Source organism: Oerskovia jenensis (genome assembly GCF_016907235.1).
GTDB lineage: Bacteria > Actinomycetota > Actinomycetes > Actinomycetales > Cellulomonadaceae > Oerskovia > Oerskovia jenensis.
In genome coordinates, this window is record NZ_JAFBBO010000001.1 from 1,990,019 (window position 1) to 2,011,240 (window position 21,222).

The window sequence follows — 21,222 nt, forward strand, 5'->3', positions numbered from 1 at the left end:
CGCCGACGCCGAGAAGTGAGTAGATGCCCCTGATCGGGTCGGATCAGGGGCATCTACTCACTTCTCGGCGACGAACGCCTCAGCGTCCCGCGAGGAACGACCGCACGTCGGCCGAGCAGAGCTGCACGAGCACCTTGATCCCCAGCCCGAGGACCAGGACGTCGACCAGGAACGGCAGGAGCGCGAAGCTCCCGTCGAACATCCCCAGGACGCGCAACCCGATGCCGATCCCGGCGACCCAGAGCGCGACCGTCCGCGCCGTCGCGCTGCCTGCGGCCACCTTGGGCGCCAGGACGAGGTACACCGCCGAGAAGGCGAGACCGACGGTCACGACTCCGATCGAGACCGCGAGGAGGAGCATCGCGTCCGGCGAGTCACCGAGCAGGGAGAACAGCAGCAGCACGCTCAGCACACCGCCGACGATCCCTAGCCATCCCAAGGTCCTGAGCGACGTGGCGGCCTTGCGGAAGTCGTCCGGGATGATGCGCTTGACGGGTGCGTCCTGGGTGGGCGGGTAGTCGTACACGGCGGGTCCTGCTCTCGTCCGGCGACCCCCACGTCGGGGTCGGCGACGATGAACCTAGTGCCTCGGGCATCTCGCCGCCAAGGTGCCCGTGGTCAGCCTGCCGTGCGGCGGATGCTGCGCCGCCACCGACGTTCGAACACCACGTCCTCGCCGTCGCGCGCCACGACCTCGTCGTCGGTGTGGAAGAACTCGGCGTCGCACGTGATCTCCGAGCGCGTCACGATGCTCGCGTCCCACGCGAGGTCGGCCGGCGTCGCCCCGGGCCGACGCAGCCGCACGCTCCAGTCGGAGCGCGTGCGCGCGCTCAGCGGGTCGCGCCCGATCCAGTAGCGCTCGAGCGCGTCCTCGGTGAACTCGAGGCCGTCGGGGTAGATGCGCGTCCCGCCGTACCTCGGGTCGACCTCCAGGAGCCACTCGTCGGCCGCGACGTCGCGCACGACGCGCCGCTCGGGCCGCTGGTCCGCGGCCTCCGGGTAGACGACACCGAGCGGGGGCGCCTGCTCGGGCTCCTCGAAGGTGACGACCGGGTGCCCGCCGGGAGCTGCGCCGTCGTGCACGGGAAGCTCGAGCGAGCTGCCCGCGGGCGCGACCGCGAGCGCCGCACCGCCCGGCTGCGGCCACACCCACGGCCAGTAGGCCGACGAGAGCGCGAGCCGGAGCCGGTGCCCCGGCGCGAGCGCGTACCCCACGCCGCTGAGCTCGAACGTCACGTCGTGCGTCGTGCCGGGTTCCCAGGGGACCACGCGGTCGCGTCCCTCGCGGGCCGACAGGTTGACCACGCCACGGGTCACGAGCGTCGAGGAGCCGTCAGGACCCACGTCGCACAGCCGCGCCACGACCTGGCCCTTGTCGCCCGCGCACGACAGGCGCAGGCGGACCCGTGCTCGCCCCAGGATCTCGAGCCGCTGGGTGAGCGGGGCCGAGTCGAAGCACACGGACCGCCCGTCCTCCTCGCGCTGGTCGGGCGGCAGGTCCGCGTCGTTGCCGAACGGGAAGAAGCGGCCCGCGTCGATCCCGGTGTGCTGGGGAGAGGCCACGAGGCACGACGGCGGCACGTCCGCGGGGGCGGCCGGCCCACCGCTCGCTGGGCCCGGGTGGGCGGGCAGGTGCGTGACGAGCGGGGCGGTCGTGCGCAGCACGGGGGCGACCGCTGCGTCGTCGGTGTCGGTGTCGTCCGTTCCACCCGGCGCTCCCGCGAGCGGGAGGACCGTCGGCCGGACGTGCGGAGACGGCCACCGCTCCTCCCCGACCCAGCGGCCGGGCAGCTCGTCGTAGACCGTGGCGGGCGGCACGGACTCGGTGACCCAGGCGCGCAGCGCCGGTTCGTCGAGCGCGCCCGTGTCCTCGTCCTTGAGGAAGTGGTCCCACCAGCGCAGGGTCTCCTGCAGGAAGCCGATCGAGGGGCCGGGCGGCAGGCCCCGGTCGGGGTACTGGTGCGACCAGGGACCGACGATGCCCCGGACCGGACCACCCAGAGCACGGTCGCCGTCGGCCGCCTGGTCCCCCGCGGCGACGAGCCGCAGGACCGTGTCGCGGTAGGGGTCGTTCCACCCGCCGACCGCGAGCACCGCGGCCTTGATCGCCGAGTAGTCCTCGATCACGCTGCCGTGGCGCCAGTAGTCGTCGCGCGTCTGGTGGTCGAGCCAGGTGTGGACGAACGGCTCGGTGTGCTCGAGGCGGTCGAGCCACTGCTCCTTCCACCGGTCGCCCACGACGGCCGGGTCCGGGGGCCGGGAGCAGAACGCGAGCATGGTCGCGGCCCACGCGTGCATGTCGACGGCGAGGACCGATCCGCCCGTGTAGTGCACGTCGTTGTCGTACCGGTCGTCGGTCGAGCAGACCGTGACGATCGCGCGCAGCGCCTCGGGCGCGAGGGCCGCGACCTGCAGGGCGTTGAACCCGCCCCACGAGATGCCGAACATCCCGACCCTGCCGCTGCACCACTCCTGCGCCGCGAGCCACTCGACGACCGCGACACCGTCGGCGAGCTCGGTCGGCGAGTACTCGTCGTCCTGGTGGCCGTCCGAGTTCCCGCTGCCGCGGAGGTCGACGCGCACCGACGCGTACCCGTGGCCCGCGTAGTACGGGTGGCGCTGCGCGTCGCGCGGGGCGGTCCAGTCGGACAGCCGGTAGGGCAGGTACTCCAGGATCGCGGGGACCGGCGCGGGGTCGACGGGTCGCCACACGCGCGCGGCGAGGCGCGTGCCGTCGGCGAGGGGTATCCAGTGGTCCTCGACCGTGGTCTCGAACGGGAGCTCGGTCACGTACCGCATGGTCGTTCCTCCGGTGCTGGGTGGTGCGGGTGGTGCGATCGGTCGGGTGGTGGTCGTCCGGCGACGCCGGTGGCGCGGGTCGCGCCCCTCAGTGGACGGGATGCATGGTCCGCTTCATCCAGGGCGAGAGGATCAGGACGACGACCGCGACGAGCACGGCCACGGCCCCGTTGAGCGTGAAGTAGAGGCCGTCGGGGATCTCGCCGTAGAACCGGACGGTCTGCGCCTGGATACCGTTCGCGAGCGCGATCGACAGGAACCACACGGCCATCGACTGGCTCGAGAAGGCCGCGGGGGCGAGCTTGGTCGTCGCGGACAGGCCCGTCGTCTGGAGCAGCACGTCACCGAGGCCCAGCAGGAGGAGCGAGGCCAGGAGCCACCACACGGCGATCTTCCAGTCGCCGCTCTGCCCCGTCACCGCGGGCACGAGGATCAGGTAGGACAGCCCGCCGAGGAGCGCGCCGATCGCGATCTTCTTGGACGCGTGCGGCTGCCGGGGGCCGAGCCAGGTCCACAGGGCCGCGACCACGGGCGCGACGAGCACCTCGACGCCGCCGAGGAACGAGCTGAACCAGGCGGCCGGTGCCTCCCACCCGAAGATCGTGCGCTCGACGTGCTGGTCGGCCAGCAGGATCAGGACGCTGTACGCCTGGAAGAGCACGAAGTTGAACGCGACCGACGCGAACCACAGCACGAGGAACGGTCGCAGCCGACCGCGCTCCTCACCCGTGACCCGAGGGCTGCGGAACATGACCGTGAAGTAGGCGATGGGCGCGGCCATCGCGATCACCGTCAGCACGTCGACGACGCCCGCGATGCTGAGCCGCCCCACGAGCGCGAGCCCGACGGCGAGGAGCACCACCCCGGCCGCGACCCCTCCCAGGATCCACAGGGTCCGGCGCATCACGGCCGGCGGCAGCGGCGCCTCGGGGCCGCGCCCGTGCCCGGGGACGTGCTTGCGGCCCACGACGTACTGGACCACTCCCGCGGTCATGCCGATCGCGGCGGCCGAGAACCCCCAGTGCCACCCCACGTCGGCGCCGAGCCAGCCCGTCACGAGGGGACCGAAGAACGCCCCGACGTTGATGCCCATGTAGTAGAGCGCGAACCCGGCGTCGCGGCGCTCGTCGGTGGTCGAGTAGAGCTTGCCCACGAGGGTCGACACGTTGGGCTTGAGCAGGCCCGTGCCCAGGCTGATGAGGACCAGCCCGAGCCAGGTCGAGAGCTCGGCGGGGACCGCCATGGTGTAGTGCCCGCACGCGATGAGGATCCCGCCCCACAGGACCGCGCGGTACGAGCCCAGGACCCGGTCAGCGATCCACCCGCCGCCGACCGAGACCAGGTAGACCATGGTCCCGTAGCCGGCCGCGATCGAGGCCGCGGGGCCCGCCGCCATCCCGAGCCCGTCGTCGGCGACCGACGCGGTGAAGAACAGGACGAGGATCGCCTGCATCCCGAGGAAGGAGAACCGCTCCCAGACCTCGAGGCCGAACAGGGTCGACAGACCTCGGGGGTGCCCGAAGAAGGCCCGGTCGTCCGGGTCTGCCGCGGGGTCTGCCGGTCGTGCGTCCTCGGTCGTCAACAACCCTCCAGCGATCGGTCGGCCCGTCGCAGGTCCGCGCAGGCATCCTTCCAACCTAAGGAGGATCGGGTCACGTGGCCACAGGGACGCCGGCCCGTGGATGTCGAGCCCGAGGTCGGTCAGGCGACCTGGCCACGTCGCCGGACCAGCCCCGGGTTCGACACCGCCGGGTTCTCGGGGTCAGCGCGTCAGGTCCGCGATCCGGGTCAGCAGGCCGTCCCGCACGGTCAGCCACTCGTCGGACAGGACCGAGAAGTAGGCGGTGTCCCCGCGCGAGCCGTCGGGCGCGACCCGGTGGCTGCGCAGCACCCCCTCGGGCACCGCACCGAGCCGCTGGATCGCGGCGATCGAGCGCGCGTTGCGCGCGTCGGCACGCAGCGCCACGCGCTCGACGTCGAGCACCTCGAACGCGTGCCGCAGCAGCAGGTACTTGCACACCGGGTTGGTCACGCCGCCCCACCACGGCCGGTCGTAGAAGGTCGAGCCCAGCTCGACGCGCCGCTGCGCGGGCGACCACTCGTAGAGCGAGGTGCTGCCGCGGACGGACGTGGCGCCGTCGGGCCCCTCGCCGGGAGCAGCCGGCCCGACGACGGCCCACGCCAGGCGCCCCGGCGCCGCCACCGCCTCGCCCACGTAGGCGGACATCGCGGGCGTACCGCGCGGCGTGGGCGACGACATCCCCGCCCACAGGGCGTCGTCGACGAACGCGCCGAGCGCCTGCGCGTGCTCCTCGGCGAGCGGCTCGAGCCGCAGCCCGAACCCTTCCAGGACGACGTCGTTCTCCATGCGGGCATCCTGCCCGACCAGTTGTGAAGGTCTCGTGGACCGCCCGTCCTCCGAGATGCGAGTCACCGGGAGCCCTGCCTACGGTCGACAGGTAGCACCCACCAACACCGAGGGAGGAACCCCCATGGGACTGGGAGACAAGGCGAAGCACGCGGCCGAGGAGGCCAAGGGCAAGGTCAAGGAAGGTGCCGGCAAGGCGACCGGTAACGAGCGCCTCGAGGCCGAGGGCCACGCCGACCAGGCGAAGGCCAACGTCAAGCAGGCCGGCGACGACGTCAAGGACGCCTTCAAGAAGGACTGAGTCCGCCCGCAGACGAAGACCGCCCCGGGACCCTGCAGGGTCCCGGGGCGGTGCTGTGGACGGGGTGGACGACGAGCGGGCAGGTCAGAGCGCGATGACCGGGGGCAGGTCGGCGACCGCGGTGAGGTCGGCCGGACCGGCGGCACCCGTGGCCTCGAAGCCGAGGGTCCCCGCGAACGACTCCTCACCGACCGGTGGCACCACGGTGAGGAACGGCGGGCCCACGGGCACGCCGACCGCGGGCGGCCCCGCGGGCTCGACCAGACCGATCACGGGCACGATGCGCGGGCTCGTGATCCGCGCGAGCAGGCCGAGCTCGACGCCCGCCCACTCGTGCGCCAGGATCGAGAAGCACACCGAGTCCGCGCGCGTCCCGTCGGGAGCCGTGCGATGGCCGCGCATGACACCCTCCTCGTACGCGCCGAGGCGACGCATCGCGGCGAGCGAGCGCGCGTTGCGCGCGTCGACCCGGAACCCCACGCGGTGCACGTCCCACGACTCGAACGCATGTCGGAGCAGCAACCATTTCGAGACCGGGTTGACGAGGCTCCCCCACGTGGAGCGGGCGTAGAAGGTCCGCCCGATCTCCACGCGCCTGTCGTCGAGCGACAGGTCACGGAAAGCGGTGCTCCCCACCACGAGACCCGAGCCCGCGTCGACGACCGCGAAGGCCGTCAGGGCGCGGGTGGCGCGGGTGTCCTCGATGAAGTTCACCATCCCGACCTCCCCCTCGGGGAGGGTCGTACTCATGCCTGCCCACATCGACGGATCGACGATCTGGGCCAGCGCACCGGCGTGCGCGACAGCCAGGGGTTCGAGGCGGAACCCGTGGCCTTCTAGGTGGACATCGTGCTGCACAGCGCATATCAGAACACACGCAGGCGTCGCCGCCAAGACCACGGAGCGGTCGACTGTGAACGGGCGGGTGACGCGCTGGTGAACGTTGGGGTTCGGGCAGCGTCTGCGCAGGTCAGAGGCTACTCAGGCGGGGGCGGGTCCGCAGCCGACGGCGGCCGTGATGTTGCCCGCCGCGGCCGTCGCGAACAGGCCCGAGAGGCCCGCGACCTGCAGGAGCGGACGCGGGTCGTCGCTCACGACCCAGCAGCCGTCCACGACCTCGTACCGGGCCGTGGCCCCCTCGCTCACCCAGGTGCGCAGCGCGGTGACGAGACGCTCGATCTCCTCGCCCGTCGTGCCGACCCCGATCGACGCCCTGATCGCCCCGGCCGGGAAGCCCAGCCGGGCCAGGAGCGGGTGCGCGCAGAAGCGGCCGTCGCGCACGCCGATGCCATGCTCGGCCGACAGGTAGGCCGCGACGAGCCCCGCGTCGGAGCCGTCGACCGAGAAGGTCACGACCCCCACAGGATCCACGGCGTCGGCCCAGGCGCGGACGACGCGCACGCCGTCGATCGCCTCGAGCCCCGCGACGAGCCGGGCCCGCAGCTCGGTCTCGTGCGCGACGAGCTCGCCGGGCTCGAGCGCCGCGAGCGCGTCGCACGCCGAGGCGAGCGCGACCGCGCCGATCACGTTGGGCGACCCGGCCTCGTGCCGCGCCGGGGCGCTCTGCCACGTGGTGCCGTCGAGCGTCACGTTGCGCACCGCGCCGCCACCGGCGAGGTAGGGCGTGCCGGAGTCGAGCCAGTCGCGGCGCCCCACGAGAGCGCCCGCACCGAACGGCGCGTAGGTCTTGTGCCCCGAGAAGGCGACGTAGTCCACGTCGCTCGCGGCGAGCGAGACGCCGCGGTGCGGGACGAGCTGGGCGCCGTCGAGCAGGACGCGCGCACCGGCGTCGTGCGCCGCGGCCACGACCTCGGCGAGCGGCAGCGACTCGCCCGTGACGTTCGAGGCCCCCGTGATCGCGACGAGCGCGTACGGGAAGCGCGACAGCTCGGCACGCAGCCCGGACAGGGTCTCGGCGACCGTCGCACCGCCGACCAGGACCGTGGCGCCCCCCGTGCGCTGCCAGGGCAGGAGGTTCGCGTGGTGCTCGACGTCGAGGACGAGCACGCGGCCCGGCGAGCCGTCGGCCTGGGCCGGGACGCAGCCCGCGAGGAGGTTGAGCGAGTCCGTGGTGTTGCGCGTGACGATCGTGACGTCGTCCTCGCGCGCGCCGACGAACGCGCCGATCGTCTGGCGAGCGGCCTCGTAGAGGGCCGTCGACACCTGGGAGAGGTAGCCCGCGCCGCGGTGCACGCTCGCGTACAGCGGCAGGACCTCGTTGACCCGGTCGGCCACGACCTGGAGCGCCGGGGCCGAGGCCGCGACGTCGAGGTTCGCGTACGGGACGCTGCGCCCGTCGACGAGGGGGACCAGGGTGTCGCTGCCCACGACGGGCAGCACGGCACACGAGATGGGGGCTTCGATGACTGCGTGTGCGCTCATGGCACGTCCTCCGGTGGTCGTCGGAGTTCGCCCTGCCGGCCCCTCCGCGCTTGCCCCCCTCCAGGTAGAGAGGGACCTGGTCGTCACCCGGGGCACCCCACCGCGGAGGAGGGTTGCCGGCCAGCAAACCGGGGCTTTGCGCTGGCACTCATGACCTGGTGTCCAGGATGGTCGAGGCGCCCGGAGCATGTCAACCGGTGGGCACGGCGTCTCGGATGATGGGCACGGCGGTCTCTCAGCAGCGCGGGTAGGTCAGGAGGTCAGGTGCGCGCGGTCGCTGCGAGCGCCGCGATGTAACGCGCATCGGCCCGGTACATGGCGGCGTGCTCCCGGAAGTCGTCGCGTCCGGTCACGGACGCCCGCTCGTCCGTGAACGCCGCGAGCTCGTGGAGCCGCGCGACCACGGTGGTCAGGACCTCACGTCGCGAGTACGGCATCCCGTAGGCGGCGACCAGCACGTCGAGTCGTGCCAACGAGTCCAGCCGCCCGACGACGTCGCTCCCCTCCGAGTCCCCTGCGTCCGCCACGAGGGGCGCGAGCCGGTAGCCGAGGTAGGCCAGGTCCCAGATCCGGGGGCCGGGGCTCGCGGTGTCGAAGTCGATGAGCCCCACGAGGGTTCCGTCGCGGAAGACCATGTTGTACGGGGCGACGTCGTTGTGGCACACGACCTCGGCGGGCTCGTGCGGTGCGGTCTGCCAGACGGGCGCCGCGGTGCGTGTGTCGAGGAACCCGACGCTCGCGTCGTGCACGCGCCGCAGCAGCGCGCCCGCGTCCCGGAGCACCGACTCGTCCCAGACCCACTCGGGCAGCGGGTAGTGCGCGACGTCACCGGGGAGGAAGGACAGCACCTCGCGCCCCTGCTCGTCCGTCCCGAGCGGCTCGGGCACCCCGGTGACGCCCTGTGCTCGCAGGTGCCGCAGGAGCGCCTGGATCGTGGGCGTCCAGGGACCTGCGGTCCGGCGGACGGTGTCGCCGCGCCGCACGACCGTCGTCGAGTTCCCCCCGGCCAGGGGCTCCTCGGCCTGGTCGGGCGCCTCGGGGTAGAGGGCTTGCGTCGAGGTAGAGGCCCCTGGTCCTCCGTCTCGACGGGAGTCCTCTACCTCGCGGTCCGGTTCGGGGAGATGGCTCATGCGCAGGAACCTACCCGACCACCCTGCGAGACGACCGTTCCATCTTGTGGGCACGGTGGCGTACGATCCGACGCAACCATCCAGAGCGGCTGAGTGACTTGGCACGATGACGCCGCAGCAACCCCCCGGCAACGGGCGAGGGTGCTACCGCCACGACCGATGGAGGATCACCATGAGTGTCCCTGACCGCGCGACCGCTGCCCCGGTCCCCGACGCCCGGCCCGCCGACGGCTACGCCGGCGACATCACGCCCCAGCAGGCGTGGACCCTTCTCCAGGGCGACCCGAGCGTCGTCCTCGTGGACGTGCGCACCGACGCCGAGTGGCGCTTCGTCGGGGTCCCCGACCTGGCCTCGACCGGCCGCGAGCCCGTCCTGGCCCAGTGGGTCGACGTCACGGGCCGCCCCAACCCGGCGTTCGTCGCGGAGCTCACCGCGGCCGGGGTGAGCCCTGAGCGTCCGGTCGTCTTCCTGTGCCGCTCGGGAGCCCGCTCGATCGGCGCCGCCAAGGCTGCCACCGCCGCGGGGCTGGGTCCCGCGTACAACGTCCTCGAGGGCTTCGAGGGAGCGCTCGACGGCGCCGGCCACCGCGGGTCGGACGGCTGGCGCGCAGCCGGTCTCCCCTGGAAGCAGTCGTGAGCGCCGCGCACGGGGACGGCGTCCTGCGCATCCCTGCCGGCGTCCCTGGCGGCTCGGGCCGCGGCCCGCTGCCCCGCTCGGCCCGTCCCGACACGCTCGCGGTGCGCGGCGGCCACGCCCGCTCCAACTTCGAGGAGACGAGCGAGGCGCTCTTCCTCACGCAGGGCTACGTCTACGGGAGCGCCGCGGAGGCGGAGGCCGCGTTCACGGGCGAGGTCGACCGCTTCATCTACTCGCGCTACGGCAACCCGACCGTGCACACGTTCGAGGAGCGGCTGCGCCTCATCGAGGGCGCCGAGGCCTGCTACGCCACGGCGTCCGGCATGTCGGCGGTCTTCACCTCGCTCGCGGCGCTGGTCGGCGCCGGGTCGCGCATCGTCGCCGCCCGCGCGCTCTTCGGCTCGTCGCTCGTCATCTTCGACGAGATCTTCGCCAAGTGGGGCGTGCGCACCGACTACGTCGACGGCCACGTGCTGTCGCAGTGGGAGGAGGCGCTGTCGACCCCTGCGGACGTCGTCTTCTTCGAGACCCCGTCCAACCCCATGCAGGACGTGATCGACGTGCGCCGCGTGAGCGACCTCGCGCACGCCGCAGGCGCGGTCGTCGTGCTCGACAACGTGTTCGCGACCCCCGTGCTGCAGAAGCCGCTCGAGCTCGGCGCCGACGTCGTCGTGTACTCGGCGACCAAGCACATCGACGGGCAGGGGCGCGTGCTCGGCGGCGCGATCCTGGGTTCCGAGGAGTACGTCAAGGGACCGGTCCAGACCTTCATCCGCAACACCGGCCCGTCGCTCAGCGCGTTCAACGCGTGGGTCCTGGTCAAGGGGCTCGAGACCCTCTCGGTGCGCGTCAAGGCGCAGAACGCCTCGGCCCTCCAGGTCGCGACCGCCCTCGAGGACCTGCCCGGCGTCACGGCCGTGCGCTACCCGTTCCTGGCCTCGCACCCGCAGGTCGAGCTCGCCAAGGCCCAGCAGAGCGGTGGCGGGACGGTCGTGACGTTCAACCTCGACGTGCCGGGCGCCGACGACCCGCGCACCGACCCCGAGCTTCTCAAGAAGCGCACGTTCCAGTTCCTCGACGCCCTGCGGGTCGTGGACATCTCGAACAACCTGGGCGACGCCAAGTCGCTCATCACGCACCCGGCGACCACGACGCACCGCAAGCTGGGTCCGGACGGGCGTGCCGCCGTCGGGATCGCGGAGACGACCGTGCGCCTGTCGATCGGCCTCGAGGACCCGCTCGACCTCATCGAGGACGTCGAGCAGGCGCTGCGCCACTGACCGTCCGCTGAGTGCGGAGTACTTGTCGTGAAACCTGCCGGACGACGACAAGTACTCCGCACTCAGCGGCACGACGGCCAGGAATACCCCGGGCGTATCCCGGGGTTGCACCAGGCGATGACTACCTCGCCGCGCCTCTCCGTCCTCGACCTCGTCCCCGTCCGCTCGGGACAGTCCTCCGCCCAGGCCATCGCCGCCTCCCTGGACCTCGTGCGCCTCGCCGACCGCCTCGGCTTCACGCGCTACTGGTTCGCCGAGCACCACAACATGCCCGCGGTCGCGGCGTCGGCACCGCCCGTCATGATCTCGGCGGCCGCCGCGGTGACCGAGCGGATCCGTGTCGGGTCGGGAGGCGTCATGCTGCCCAACCACGCGCCGCTCGTGGTCGCCGAGCAGTTCGCGGTCCTGGAGGCCATGGCCCCGGGGCGCATCGACCTGGGCATCGGGCGCGCGCCCGGCAGCGACCCGGTCGTCACCGCCCTGCTGCGCAGCAGCGGCCCGACGTCCGACGTCGACCGCTTCCCCCAGCACGTCCAGGACATCCGCTCGCTCATGAGTGCAGAGGGAGCCTCGGTCCGTCTCACGACCGGTCAGGTCTACGACGTCCACGCGACCCCGGCCGCCGAGTCCGTGCCGACCGTCTGGCTGCTCGGGTCGAGCGACTACTCGGCGCGCCTGGCGGCCGAGCTCGGGATGCCGTACGTGTTCGCCAACCACTTCTCGGGCGCCGGCATCGACGAGATCCTCGCGCTCTACCGCGACGGCTACCGCCCGTCGCCCGAGCACCCGGCGCCGGAGACGTTCCTGACGGTCAACGTGTCGGTCGCCCCGACGCTCGACGAGGCCCGCGCCCGGGCGTTGCCGCAGGCGCGCATGATGGCCCGCCTGCGCTCGGGCAAGCCGCTGGGCGCCCAGGAGACGGTCGAGGACGCGGCGTCCACGCCGCTCGACGGGCTCACGTCCCAGATGGCCGACGAGATGCTCGACCGCTGGATCGTCGACGAGCCCCAGGCCGCGGCCCGTCGCGTGCGCGAGCTGGCCGCCCGGCACGGCGTCGACGAGGTCATGGTCGTGCCCGTCGCGGCGTCGCGGGCCGACGAGTCGCTCGACGCGACGCCCGGGCGCACGCAGACGCTCGAGCTGCTCGCAGCCGCGCTCGACGACTGATCCCGTGACCCCACCGAGCCACGACCGCACCGGCCCGCCCGCCGGTGCGGCGCCGTCGGGCGTACCCGTGGGGGTCACGGACCTGGCCTCGGTGCTGCTCGCCCCCAACCCCGGTCCCATGACGCTCGACGGGACCAGGTCCTACGTCCTGGCCGCCCCGGGGGCGCGCACGCGCGTGGTCGTCGACCCCGGGCCCGACGACGTCGCTCACCTCACCGCGCTGGCCGCCGGTCCGCGCGTCGAGCTCGTCCTGATCACGCACCGCCACGCGGACCACATCGCAGGGGCGGCACGCTTCGCCGAGCTCACGGGGGCACCGGTCCGCGCCGCCGACCCGGCCCACTGCCACCCGGCCGGCTCCCGCGAGGCAGCGCCGCTCCGCGGCGGTGAGACGATCCACGCGGCCGGCCTGCGGATCGAGGTGCTCGCGACGCCCGGGCACACGGGCGACTCGACGAGCTTCCACCTCCCCGACGACGGCCCGCACGGCAGCGTGCTCACCGGAGACACCGTCCTGGGCCGCGGCACCACTGTCCTCTCCGAGCCCGACGGATCGCTCCGCGACTACCTCACGACCCTCGACGTGCTCGAGTCGTTCGGTGCCGCGAGGGTCCTGCCCGCGCACGGCCCGCAGCTGGGCGACCTGTCGGCCGTGGTGCGCGCGTACCGCGAGCACCGGCTGGACCGCCTCGCGCAGGTGCGGGCGGTGCTCGGGGACCAGGCCGTCGTCCCCGTGACGGAGGAGCTCGTCGACGACGTGACCGCTGCGGTCTACGGCGACGTCGCGCCCGGTGTGCTTCCCGCAGCCCGGCAGAGCGTCCGGGCCCAGCTCCGGTACCTCGCCGCGGGCGGGTAGCGGCCGTGTCCCGGACGGGACCGGCCGACGCGCCGGGCCGCGCGGCCGGTGGTTGACTGACCGCGTGACGCCCTCCCACCCGGACCTCCCCACCGGCCCCGTCCCCCGCGACCGGCTCGGCGCCGGCCCCGGGTGGCGCCTGGGAGCCGGGGCGCTGGTCGGGGTGGCCGTCGGGAGCTGGCTCGGCTCGCGGGGCTACCCGAGGTTCGCGTTCCTCGCGGGGTGGAGCGTCGCGGCCCTGCTGTTCATCGCGTGGACGTGGCTCGTCATCGCCCCCATGGACGCCCGGGTGACCGCGAGCCACGCCACGCGCGAGGAACCCTCACGTCGGGTCACGCACCTGTTCATCCTGGCGGCGTCGGTCGTGAGCCTTGTCGGGGTCGGGCTGCTGCTGCTGGCCTCGCCCGACGACAAGCGGGAGCAGGCGCTCGCGGCGGTCTTCGCCGTGGCGAGCATCGCGATCTCGTGGGCCGCGGTCCACACCCTGTTCGGGCTGGCGTACGCGCGGCAGTACTACACGGGCACCGACGGCGGCATCGACTTCAACCAGGTCGAACCACCGCGCTACCTCGACTTCATGTACGTGGCGTTCACGGTCGGGATGAGCTTCGCGATCTCGGACACCAACGTGACGTCGGGCGAGATTCGCCGGACGACGCTGGCCCACGCCCTGCTGTCCTACCTGTTCGGGACGGTGATCATCGGCGCGGTCGTCAACCTGGTCGCGGGGCTCTGAGCGCCACGCCTCACGCGTACCGGGTCACCGGCTCCGGCGGGTCACGAGGCTCGACACGAGCGCTGCGACCGCCGCGACCGCCAGGACGAGGACGAGCGCGAGCACGACCCGCAGCGGGGTGTACGCGATGCGCTCGGTCATCTCGCCCGTCGGGCCGAACCAGCCCCAGTCCGCGACGACGGCCTCGACGCGCGAGCCGATGGCCCCCACCCGACCCGGCGCCGCGCCGAGCATCCCGGTCATCCAGGCGACGCAGTCGATCAGGTGGGCGCCGAACACGGAGGAACCGGACAAGAGGGTGAGCACCGGACCAGGGTAACCGGTCGGGCCTCCGGGCGGCGGGTGATGTCCGGGCCCGGTACGTCACTGCCCGACGGCGGCGCTCACCTCGGGAGGTGAGCGCCGCCGTCGGGCAGTGACGTGCTTCGGGCAGTGCGGGCGTCGCGCGGGGCGACGGGCGCTCAGCCCTGGACGAGCGTGCTGAGCACCGAGGTGAAGAAGCCCAGCCCGTCCGTGCCCGCGCGCGGGCCGGACTCGTTCGCGGGGCCGAAGCCGGCCTCGACCGCGTGCTCGGGGTGCGGCATGAGGCCCACGACGTTGCCCGCCGCGTTCGAGATGCCCGCGATGTTGCGGCGCGAACCGTTGGGGTTCCAGCCCTCGTAGCGGAAGACGACGCGACCCTCGGCCTCGAGCTCGTCGAGCGTGCGCTCGTCGGCGACGAACTGGCCGTCCTGGTTCTTGAGCGGCACCGTGATGCGCTGGCCCGCGGTGTAGTCGCGCGTCCAGGCGGTGTCGGCGTTCTCGACGACCATGGTCTGCTCGCGGCAGATAAACGCGAGGTGGTCGTTCTTGATCATCGAGCCGGGCAGCAGGTGCGCCTCGGTGAGGATCTGGAAGCCGTTGCAGATGCCCAGGACGGGCAGGCCGCCCTTGGCCGCGTCGACGAGCGAGTCCATGACGGGCGCGAAGCGGCTGATCGCCCCGGCGCGCAGGTAGTCGCCGTACGAGAACCCGCCCGGGAGCACGACCGCGTCGACCCCGTGCAGGTCCGCGTCCGCGTGCCACAGGGACACGGGCTCGCCGCCGGCCAGGCGCACCGCGCGCGCCGCGTCGCGGTCGTCGAGCGTGCCGGGGAACGTGATGACACCGATCCGGGCCGTGGCCAGGCCGGTCGCTGCGGGGGCGCTCATCAGGCGCTCTCCCCGCCCAGCTCGGCCGTGAGCTCGGCGACGAGGACGACGTCCTCGATGACCGGGTTCGACAGGACCTTCTCGCCGGCCTCGCGGGCAGCGGCGAGGACCTCGGGCGTGACGTCGCCCTCGACCTCGAGCTCGAACCGCTTGCCCTGGCGCACGCCCGTGAACTGGGTGAAGCCCAGGCGCGGGAGCGCCCCGACGACGGCCTTGCCCTGCGGGTCCAGGATCTCGGGCTTGGGCATGACCTCGACGACTACGCGTCCCACAGGAGCTCCTCGGGAAGTTGGTCCGGCCGGCTCGGCTCGGACAGGTCCGCACGAGGCTCGGGGCGCGCCGCGAGGGCGGCGACGAGGTCGCACGGATCTCGGTGGGTGGGGATTCCGGGGCCAGTTTACCCGGGCCCCGCACGGGCCCGGGCCGCGTCTCAGGCGTCGGTCGGTGCGGCGCTTCCTGAGCGCCTGGGTGCCGAGAACGAGGTTGCGGTCGTTCTGACGTGCAGAACGACCGCAACCTCGTTCTCGACCGCGGGGATCTTCCTGGCCGACGGCGGAGCTCACCTCAGGAGGTGGGCTCGGCGGCCCGGGGGTCGGGTGAGCCGGGCGTGAGCCGCATCGGCTCGGGCACGTTGCCGTAGACCACGTGGCGGTACCAGGCGGTCCGAGTCCGGCGCTCGCGGAACAGCGTCCCCGACGTGACCACGACGGCGGTGACGAAGGCCCAGAAGTACCACGTCGTGAGGAACGTGGGCCAGAGGTCAGCAAGAGGCCGTCCCGTGACCCACGCGTACCCCGTGAGCACCGCGAGCAAAGGGCTGTAGATCAGGAGCAGCGTCCACGCGGCGTCCCGCACCGAGTAGAGCGCTCCCCGGATGTCGTCCGCGACCCACCACCAGTACTCCGCGGGCAGCCTGAGGCCGAACCGGTACAGCACCCACCGCCACAGCGGCGGGCGCTCACGCCACCGCAGTCCCCACCCCGCGCGCAGCAGGCCACGGACCTCGTCGGCGCTCAGCCGGTCGGGCACGGGCGCACCGGTCGCCTCGGCCACTGCGAGCGCGACGTCCTGCTGGACCGCGAGGAGCTCGTCGCCGTGGACCTCGCGCCAGCGGCGGGGGTAGGCGCGCGCCCAGAAGCGCGCCGACCGTTCGAAGCGTTCGTCGGTCGTCAGGTCGCGGCGGCGCATCAGGCCAGCCCTCCGGCGAGCCTGCCCGACGTCGGGCGCGGCGCCGTGCCGCGCTGCTCGAGTGCCTTCTGCGCCCGAGCGGCGAGCGCGCGGAGCCTGTCGGTCTCCTGCTCGGCGGCGTGGCGGCCGTCGTCGGTGATCCGGTAGTAGCGCCGGAGGCGACCGTCGACGACCTCCTCACCTGCGGGCTCGACGAGGCCTGCACCCGAGAGCCGGTCGAGGTTGCCGTACAGCGTGCCGGCGCCGAGGGCCGTGGCGCCGTCGGAGAGCCCGGCGACGGCCTGGATGACGGCGTAGCCGTGCAGCGGCTCGGGGGTGAGGGACAGCAGGATCAGGTAGGCCTGCTCGGTCATACGGAAGGACTTCCCGCCGGCCGGGCCGCTCGTCGCTGTAGGCATGGTCGATATATATCGTGCAACGACCCATCGGGCAACCGAGACGCACCGGAGCCCTCGAAGCAGGCCGTGTCGGAGGCCTCGCCTACGATCGAACACATGTTCGATCCGTCGCTCGCAGCCCGCCCCGGGCCAGGGGTCCTGGTGATCGCCGCCGTGCTCTCGCGGGACCGCACGTGCACGTTCCCGGGGTGCTCGGTGCCCGCCTTCCGGTGCGACCTCGACCACGTGGCCCGCCCTGCGCCGCGAGAGCCGGACGCCCCCGAGCCCGACGTCCGGCCCGAGGACCTCATCTCCCTGTGCCGGCACCACCACGTGGTCCGGGCACGCTCCGGCTGGCGACCGGAGCTCGCGGTGGACGGCACGGTCCGCTGGACGTCACCGACCGGCCACCGCTACGTCCGCGAGCGCCTCGGCTCCCCAGCGAGCTCCGCGCTCAGAACAGGGACTCGCCCGTGATCCGCTCGTAGGCCTCGAGGTAGCGGTCGCGCGTGCGCTCGACGACGTCCACGGGCAGCGAGGGCGGCGGCACGTCGGACGCACGGTCCCAGCCCGAGGTGTCGGAGGCGAGCCAGTCCCGGACGTACTGCTTGTCGAAGCTCGGCTGCGAGCGCCCGGGCTGCCACTGGTCGGCGGGCCAGAAGCGCGAGGAGTCGGGGGTCAGCACCTCGTCGCCCAGGACGGTCTCGCCCGTGACGGGGTCGATCCCGAACTCGAGCTTGGTGTCGGCGAGGATCACGCCGCGCTCGCGCGCGATCTCCTCGGCGCGCGAGTAGACCGCGAGCGTCAGGTCGCGCAGGCGGGTCGCGGCGTCGAGCCCGATGGTCCCCGCGACGACCTCGAACGACACGTTCTCGTCGTGCTCCCCCACCTCGGCCTTGGCGGCGGGCGTGAAGATCGCCTCGGGCAGGCGCGACCCGTCGACGAGCCCCTCGGGCAGCGGAACCCCGCACACCGTACGGTCCACGCGGTACTCGACGAGACCCGAGCCCGTGAGGTACCCGCGGGCCACGCACTCGACCGGGAACATCTCGAGGCGGCGGCAGATCATGGCACGGCCCGCGACGACGTCGGGCACCAGGCCGTCGCCCGGCATCGCGCTGGCCTCGGTGCTGACGACGTGGTTCGGGACCAGGTCCGCGAGCTTGTCGAACCACCACAGGCTGAGCTGGGTCAGGACGACCCCCTTGTCCGGGATGCCCGGGGACAGCACGTGGTCGAACGCGCTGACCCGGTCGCTCGCGACCACGAGGACCACGTCGCCGAGCGGGTGCGCGCCACCGAGCTGCGCGAGGTCCGGCTCGTAGAGGTCGCGCACCTTGCCCGAGTAGACGTGCCGCCACCCCGGGAGATCGAGGCGGGCCGTGTCGAGGCCGCCCCCGGGCACCGCGCTCACAGCGCCGCCGCCCGACCGGTCGCGGCCTTCTCGGCGATGTCGGTGCGGTGGTGCGAACCCGGCAGGACGACCTGGTCGACGCCCGCGTACACCCGGCGACGCGCCTCCGCGAGATCCTCGCCGCGGGCGACGACCGACAGCACGCGACCGCCCGCGCTGCGGAGCGCGCCCTCGTCGTCGGCCGTCGTGCCCGCGTGGAGCACGTGGACACCCTCGACCGCCTCCGCGGCGTCGATGCCCGTGATCGGGTCGCCGCTGCGGACGCTCGACGGGTACCCGTGGGCCGCGACGACCACGGTGACCGCGGCGTCGTCGGACCAGCGCAGACGCGGGAAGTCCGCGAGCTCACCACGTGCCGCTGCGCGCAGCACCGCGGAGAGCGGGGTCGTGAGGCGGGCCAGGACGACCTGCGTCTCCGGGTCGCCGAAGCGCGCGTTGAACTCGACCACGCGGGTGCCGCGGCTCGTGAGCGCGAGACCCACGTACAGGACGCCGGCGAACGGCGTGCCGCGACGCGCCATCTCGTCGATCGTGGGCTGCGCGACCCGGGTCACGACCTCCTGGGTCAGCCCGTCGGGGGCCCACGGCAGCGGGCTGTAGGCGCCCATGCCTCCCGTGTTGGGGCCGGCGTCGGCGTCGAACGCGCGCTTGAAGTCCTGCGCGGGGGCCAACGGGACGACGCTCGTGCCGTCGGACAGGCAGAAGAGCGAGACCTCGGGGCCGTCGAGGTACTCCTCGATCACGACGACCGGGTCGCCCGCACCCGGGCGGGGCGTCGCGAAGCAGGCCTGCGCGTGCTCGAGCGCCTCCTGGCGGTCGTCGGTCACGACGACGCCCTTGCCCGCCGCCAGCCCGTCGTCCTTGACGACGTAGGGGGCGCCGAACGCGTCGAGCGCGTCGGCGACCTGGTCGATGTCGGTGCAGACGTGCGCGAGCGCGGTGGGGACCGAGGCGGCCGCCATGACGTCCTTGGCGAACGCCTTGGACCCTTCGAGCGCGGCAGCCTGGGCACTCGGCCCGAAGCAGTCGATGCCGACCGCGCGCACGGCGTCCGCGGTGCCCGCGACGAGCGGCGCCTCGGGGCCGACGACGACCAGGTCCGCTCCCAGACGGACCGCGAGCGCCGCGACGGCCTCACCGTCGAGCACGTCGACCGCGTGCAGGGTCGCGAGCTCACCGATGCCCGGGTTGCCGGGGGCGGCGTGCAGCTCGTGCGCCTCCGCACCGGTGACCACGGCCTCGTGGGCGAACGAGTGGACGATGGCGTGCTCGCGGGCACCCGAACCGATGACGAGGATCTTCACGGGACGGCAGTCTACCGACCACTGCCCGGGACGCCCGGGGCGTCCACGTGGCCCGCTCCGGCGGCACCGCCGTCGGCCCCGGCGTTCGACGGCCCGTCGCCTCCCGGCAGGTCGCTCGGCGGCCCGTCGCCGTCGGGCTCCGCGCTCGTCCCGGACTCCTCGGCGTCCTCCTCCCGCGCGGGGCGCTTCTTCGAGGAGGGCATGAGCGCGAACCCGACGAGCGCGCAGGCCGCGACGACGACGGGGATCCCGACGGTCGGGCGACGCAGCACCTCGATCGCGTCCCGGGCACCCGGGATCCGGACCATGGGCACCAGGGCGTCCTCGACCACGTAGGGCTCGGGGTCGTCGACCGGGTTGTTGTCACCGCGCAGCGTCAGGGTGCGCGCCTCTCCTGGCCCGTCGTCCACCTGGACGATGCGGTGCGTGACGAGGACACCTTCGCGCGTGAACACGCTCACGACGTCGCCCACCTCGAGCGTCGAGGCCGGGACACGGCGCGAGACGATGCCGTCGCCCACCTCGTAGGTGGGGATCATCGAGCCCGAGACGACCACGAGGGACTGCAGGTTGCCCGTCTGGATACCGACGAACAGCACCAGTCCGAGCACCCCGGCGATCGCGGCGAGCGTGAGGAACGCGTCGCCGATGCGCTTGAGCCACTTCATGCAGCACCTCCGGGAGAGACCGTCGGGTCGGGAGAGGTCGAGGGATTCACGGCGTCACCCCCAGGCGGACCAGGTCTGCAGCACCGGCCACGGCCGGTACTTCTTGGGCGCCGCCGCAGGACCACCCTCGATGCCGAGCTGCCCCTGGGCGTTGCTCCCCCAGCAGTAGACGCTGCCTGCGGTGGACATCCCGCACGCATGGTTGCTGTCGACGTCGACCGTGGCGAACTGATCGATGTCCATCTGGCCGGTCGTGATCTCGGACGGGCGGTCGACGACGGTCTGCACCCACGACTCGTCGTACCCCACTCCAGCCTGCCCGTCGGCGTTGTCGCCCCAGCAGTAGCCGTCCGCACCGGTGGTGATGGCACAGGCCGTCATGCCGCCGAGGTCGACCGAGCGGACGCTGATCTCGGTGAGCGGACCACGGACCTGGAGCGGCACGTTCGACAGCCCGACCTGGGCCCCGTCGCTCGACTGCCCGAGCTGCTTCTTGGAGTTGTCGCCCCAGCAGAACGTCCGCTCGGCGTCGTTCGGGCCGGAGCCGACCGCGCACGCGAAGTTCTGACCGACCGACACGTCTCCGACCGCGAAGCCGGACATGGGGCCCGTCGTCACGACCTGGACGGGCACGAGGCTCGTCGTCGTGGTCCCGTCACCCAGCTGTCCTCGGCCGTTCTCACCCCAGCAGTAGGGGATGCCGTCGGCCGTGAGGCAGCCGGACGCCTCACCGACCCCGATGTCCGTCACGGTCGCGGACGCCGGGAGGGCACCTCCCGAGATCACGACCGGCGCAGCCACGCTCCCGGCCGAGGTGTGCGTCTCCCCCCAGCAGTACCCCTTGCCGCCGGCGACCACGCACGAGGAGTTCCCGCGCAGCTCGATCCCCGTCACGGACCCGAGCTGCGACGCGACCCGGACGGGCACCGAGGAGCCGGCGACGTCGGGTACGCCGAGCTGGCCGTGGTCGTTGAGGCCCCAGCAGTAGACCCCGTCGTCGGTCGCGGCGCAGGTGTGCGAGGCGCCGGCGTCGAGGTGGGTCACGGTCCGGTCCTGCAGCGCGCCACGCACCGGGCCGACGAACACGTCCGAGGACGTGGTGTCCCCGGTCCCGAGCTGACCCGCGGAGTTGTCCCCCGAGCACCAGACCTGCCCGCTCACGAGGACGCACGAGAAGTCCTGACCGGCGACGACGTCCGTCGCGGTGCCGGCGACCGCGATGTCGACCTGGCCCTGGGCGTGGACCGCGTCGGTCCAGGCCGCCGTCGTCGGCTGGGGGTGCCGGCCCGCCCAGAGGACCGCCGTGACGGCGAGCAGGAGCACGAGCAGCGCGGCCGCACGCGTGCGGAACCGGTCGGAGCCCGGAGCGTGGAGGTGCGCTCGGGTCATGGGTCGGCTGGCCATGCTCTCTCCTCTCGTCCTGGT

Annotated in this window: 23 protein-coding genes and 2 riboswitches; of the genes, 7 read left to right on the forward strand and 16 right to left on the reverse strand. The window is 73.2% G+C overall.

Going from position 1 to position 21,222, the window contains the following annotated elements; genetic code table 11:
- Window positions 1-79: 79 nt before the first annotated feature.
- The 4 genes from JOD49_RS08935 to JOD49_RS08950 form a co-directional block, all read right to left on the reverse strand.
- Window positions 80-526, reverse strand: coding sequence for a hypothetical protein (locus JOD49_RS08935; RefSeq protein WP_205306879.1), 447 nt, complete (start codon window positions 524-526; stop codon window positions 80-82).
- A gap of 92 nt (window positions 527-618) precedes the next feature.
- A complete protein-coding gene (locus JOD49_RS08940; RefSeq protein ID WP_205306880.1) occupies window positions 619-2,799 on the reverse strand; it encodes a CocE/NonD family hydrolase in 2,181 nt (726 codons plus the stop codon).
- Window positions 2,800-2,887: 88 nt separating this feature from the next.
- The gene (locus tag JOD49_RS08945) at window positions 2,888-4,381 is read right to left on the reverse strand and encodes a peptide MFS transporter (RefSeq protein WP_205306881.1); all 1,494 of its coding nucleotides are present in this window, start codon (window positions 4,379-4,381) and stop codon (window positions 2,888-2,890) included.
- A 180-nt stretch (window positions 4,382-4,561) separates the two neighbouring features.
- The gene (locus tag JOD49_RS08950) at window positions 4,562-5,167 is read right to left on the reverse strand and encodes a GNAT family N-acetyltransferase (protein ID WP_205306882.1); all 606 of its coding nucleotides are present in this window, start codon (window positions 5,165-5,167) and stop codon (window positions 4,562-4,564) included.
- A 124-nt stretch (window positions 5,168-5,291) separates the two neighbouring features.
- Between JOD49_RS08950 and JOD49_RS08955 the strand changes: the two genes are divergently transcribed.
- Window positions 5,292-5,468: a CsbD family protein gene (locus tag JOD49_RS08955; RefSeq protein ID WP_205306883.1), complete on the forward strand. Its 177-nt coding sequence runs from the start codon at window positions 5,292-5,294 to the stop codon at window positions 5,466-5,468.
- 84 nt (window positions 5,469-5,552) lie between these two features.
- Here JOD49_RS08955 and JOD49_RS08960 read toward each other — a convergent pair whose 3' ends face one another.
- From JOD49_RS08960 to JOD49_RS08970, 3 genes are all read right to left on the reverse strand, one after another.
- Entirely contained in the window at window positions 5,553-6,368 is an 816-nt protein-coding gene (locus JOD49_RS08960; RefSeq protein ID WP_307822460.1) for a GNAT family N-acetyltransferase, read from the reverse strand.
- Between the two features lie 81 nt (window positions 6,369-6,449).
- Window positions 6,450-7,850, reverse strand: coding sequence for an aminotransferase class V-fold PLP-dependent enzyme (locus tag JOD49_RS08965; protein WP_205306885.1), 1,401 nt, complete (start codon window positions 7,848-7,850; stop codon window positions 6,450-6,452).
- Between the two features lie 41 nt (window positions 7,851-7,891).
- Window positions 7,892-8,006: riboswitch (SAM riboswitch) on the reverse strand.
- A gap of 104 nt (window positions 8,007-8,110) precedes the next feature.
- Complete coding sequence (locus tag JOD49_RS08970; protein ID WP_205306886.1) at window positions 8,111-8,980, reverse strand: phosphotransferase enzyme family protein; 870 nt, start codon at window positions 8,978-8,980, stop codon at window positions 8,111-8,113.
- 73 nt (window positions 8,981-9,053) lie between these two features.
- Window positions 9,054-9,146, forward strand: a riboswitch (SAM riboswitch).
- Between the two features lie 6 nt (window positions 9,147-9,152).
- Between JOD49_RS08970 and JOD49_RS08975 the strand changes: the two genes are divergently transcribed.
- From JOD49_RS08975 to JOD49_RS08995, 5 genes are all read left to right on the forward strand, one after another.
- Complete coding sequence (locus JOD49_RS08975; protein ID WP_205306887.1) at window positions 9,153-9,617, forward strand: rhodanese-like domain-containing protein; 465 nt, start codon at window positions 9,153-9,155, stop codon at window positions 9,615-9,617.
- 23 nt (window positions 9,618-9,640) lie between these two features.
- Complete coding sequence (locus JOD49_RS08980) at window positions 9,641-10,897, forward strand: O-succinylhomoserine sulfhydrylase (RefSeq protein WP_239526158.1); 1,257 nt, start codon at window positions 9,641-9,643, stop codon at window positions 10,895-10,897.
- Between the two features lie 117 nt (window positions 10,898-11,014).
- Window positions 11,015-12,064 (forward strand): LLM class flavin-dependent oxidoreductase, encoded by a 1,050-nt coding sequence (locus JOD49_RS08985; protein WP_205306888.1) that lies wholly within the window; start codon window positions 11,015-11,017, stop codon window positions 12,062-12,064.
- Between the two features lie 67 nt (window positions 12,065-12,131).
- Window positions 12,132-12,920: an MBL fold metallo-hydrolase gene (locus JOD49_RS08990; RefSeq protein ID WP_307822683.1), complete on the forward strand. Its 789-nt coding sequence runs from the start codon at window positions 12,132-12,134 to the stop codon at window positions 12,918-12,920.
- 64 nt (window positions 12,921-12,984) lie between these two features.
- Entirely contained in the window at window positions 12,985-13,656 is a 672-nt protein-coding gene (locus tag JOD49_RS08995) for a DUF1345 domain-containing protein (RefSeq protein WP_307822461.1), read from the forward strand.
- A 24-nt stretch (window positions 13,657-13,680) separates the two neighbouring features.
- On the opposite strand, the gene JOD49_RS09000 is transcribed toward JOD49_RS08995, so the two are convergent.
- The 5 genes from JOD49_RS09000 to JOD49_RS09020 form a co-directional block, all read right to left on the reverse strand.
- A complete protein-coding gene (locus JOD49_RS09000) occupies window positions 13,681-13,962 on the reverse strand; it encodes a hypothetical protein (protein ID WP_205306889.1) in 282 nt (93 codons plus the stop codon).
- A 155-nt stretch (window positions 13,963-14,117) separates the two neighbouring features.
- Window positions 14,118-14,846, reverse strand: a complete 729-nt coding sequence (gene purQ / locus JOD49_RS09005) for a phosphoribosylformylglycinamidine synthase subunit PurQ (protein WP_205306890.1) — start codon at window positions 14,844-14,846, stop codon at window positions 14,118-14,120.
- The gene (gene purS / locus JOD49_RS09010; protein WP_030151045.1) at window positions 14,846-15,118 is read right to left on the reverse strand and encodes a phosphoribosylformylglycinamidine synthase subunit PurS; all 273 of its coding nucleotides are present in this window, start codon (window positions 15,116-15,118) and stop codon (window positions 14,846-14,848) included. The genes purQ and purS overlap by 1 nt, the downstream gene beginning before the upstream one ends.
- A 292-nt stretch (window positions 15,119-15,410) precedes the next feature.
- Complete coding sequence (locus JOD49_RS09015) at window positions 15,411-16,034, reverse strand: hypothetical protein (RefSeq protein ID WP_205306891.1); 624 nt, start codon at window positions 16,032-16,034, stop codon at window positions 15,411-15,413.
- The gene (locus JOD49_RS09020) at window positions 16,034-16,432 is read right to left on the reverse strand and encodes a PadR family transcriptional regulator (RefSeq protein WP_239525180.1); all 399 of its coding nucleotides are present in this window, start codon (window positions 16,430-16,432) and stop codon (window positions 16,034-16,036) included. The genes JOD49_RS09015 and JOD49_RS09020 overlap by 1 nt, the downstream gene beginning before the upstream one ends.
- A gap of 96 nt (window positions 16,433-16,528) precedes the next feature.
- Between JOD49_RS09020 and JOD49_RS09025 the strand changes: the two genes are divergently transcribed.
- A complete protein-coding gene (locus tag JOD49_RS09025; protein ID WP_205306892.1) occupies window positions 16,529-16,888 on the forward strand; it encodes an HNH endonuclease signature motif containing protein in 360 nt (119 codons plus the stop codon).
- On the opposite strand, the gene JOD49_RS09030 is transcribed toward JOD49_RS09025, so the two are convergent.
- The 4 genes from JOD49_RS09030 to JOD49_RS09045 are packed head-to-tail and all read right to left on the reverse strand — an operon-like array spanning window position 16,866 to window position 21,201.
- Complete coding sequence (locus JOD49_RS09030) at window positions 16,866-17,825, reverse strand: phosphoribosylaminoimidazolesuccinocarboxamide synthase (protein WP_307822462.1); 960 nt, start codon at window positions 17,823-17,825, stop codon at window positions 16,866-16,868. The two genes, JOD49_RS09025 and JOD49_RS09030, sit on opposite strands and share 23 nt — an antisense overlap.
- Window positions 17,822-19,129 carry a phosphoribosylamine--glycine ligase gene (gene purD, locus JOD49_RS09035; RefSeq protein WP_205306893.1) on the reverse strand — a complete coding sequence of 436 codons (1,308 nt, stop codon included), beginning with the start codon at window positions 19,127-19,129 and terminating at the stop codon, window positions 17,822-17,824. The genes JOD49_RS09030 and purD overlap by 4 nt, the downstream gene beginning before the upstream one ends.
- A gap of 11 nt (window positions 19,130-19,140) precedes the next feature.
- A complete protein-coding gene (locus JOD49_RS09040) occupies window positions 19,141-19,797 on the reverse strand; it encodes a signal peptidase I (protein ID WP_205306894.1) in 657 nt (218 codons plus the stop codon).
- 54 nt (window positions 19,798-19,851) lie between these two features.
- A complete protein-coding gene (locus JOD49_RS09045) occupies window positions 19,852-21,201 on the reverse strand; it encodes an RCC1 domain-containing protein (RefSeq protein WP_205306895.1) in 1,350 nt (449 codons plus the stop codon).
- Between the last annotated feature and the right edge of the window lie 21 nt (window positions 21,202-21,222).

Coding starts and splice junctions, on each gene's coding strand:
- JOD49_RS08940 (WP_205306880.1), bottom strand. CDS start 2,799: ATGCGGTACGTGACCGAGCTCCCGTTCGAGACCACGGTCGAGGACCAC.
- JOD49_RS08950 (WP_205306882.1), bottom strand. CDS start 5,167: ATGGAGAACGACGTCGTCCTGGAAGGGTTCGGGCTGCGGCTCGAGCCG.
- JOD49_RS08955 (WP_205306883.1), top strand. CDS start 5,292: ATGGGACTGGGAGACAAGGCGAAGCACGCGGCCGAGGAGGCCAAGGGC.
- JOD49_RS08965 (WP_205306885.1), bottom strand. CDS start 7,850: ATGAGCGCACACGCAGTCATCGAAGCCCCCATCTCGTGTGCCGTGCTG.
- JOD49_RS08970 (WP_205306886.1), bottom strand. CDS start 8,980: ATGAGCCATCTCCCCGAACCGGACCGCGAGGTAGAGGACTCCCGTCGA.
- JOD49_RS08975 (WP_205306887.1), top strand. CDS start 9,153: ATGAGTGTCCCTGACCGCGCGACCGCTGCCCCGGTCCCCGACGCCCGG.
- JOD49_RS08985 (WP_205306888.1), top strand. CDS start 11,015: ATGACTACCTCGCCGCGCCTCTCCGTCCTCGACCTCGTCCCCGTCCGC.
- purQ (WP_205306890.1), bottom strand. CDS start 14,846: ATGAGCGCCCCCGCAGCGACCGGCCTGGCCACGGCCCGGATCGGTGTC.
- JOD49_RS09015 (WP_205306891.1), bottom strand. CDS start 16,034: ATGCGCCGCCGCGACCTGACGACCGACGAACGCTTCGAACGGTCGGCG.
- JOD49_RS09020 (WP_239525180.1), bottom strand. CDS start 16,432: ATGCCTACAGCGACGAGCGGCCCGGCCGGCGGGAAGTCCTTCCGTATG.
- JOD49_RS09025 (WP_205306892.1), top strand. CDS start 16,529: ATGTTCGATCCGTCGCTCGCAGCCCGCCCCGGGCCAGGGGTCCTGGTG.
- JOD49_RS09040 (WP_205306894.1), bottom strand. CDS start 19,797: ATGAAGTGGCTCAAGCGCATCGGCGACGCGTTCCTCACGCTCGCCGCG.
- JOD49_RS09045 (WP_205306895.1), bottom strand. CDS start 21,201: ATGGCCAGCCGACCCATGACCCGAGCGCACCTCCACGCTCCGGGCTCC.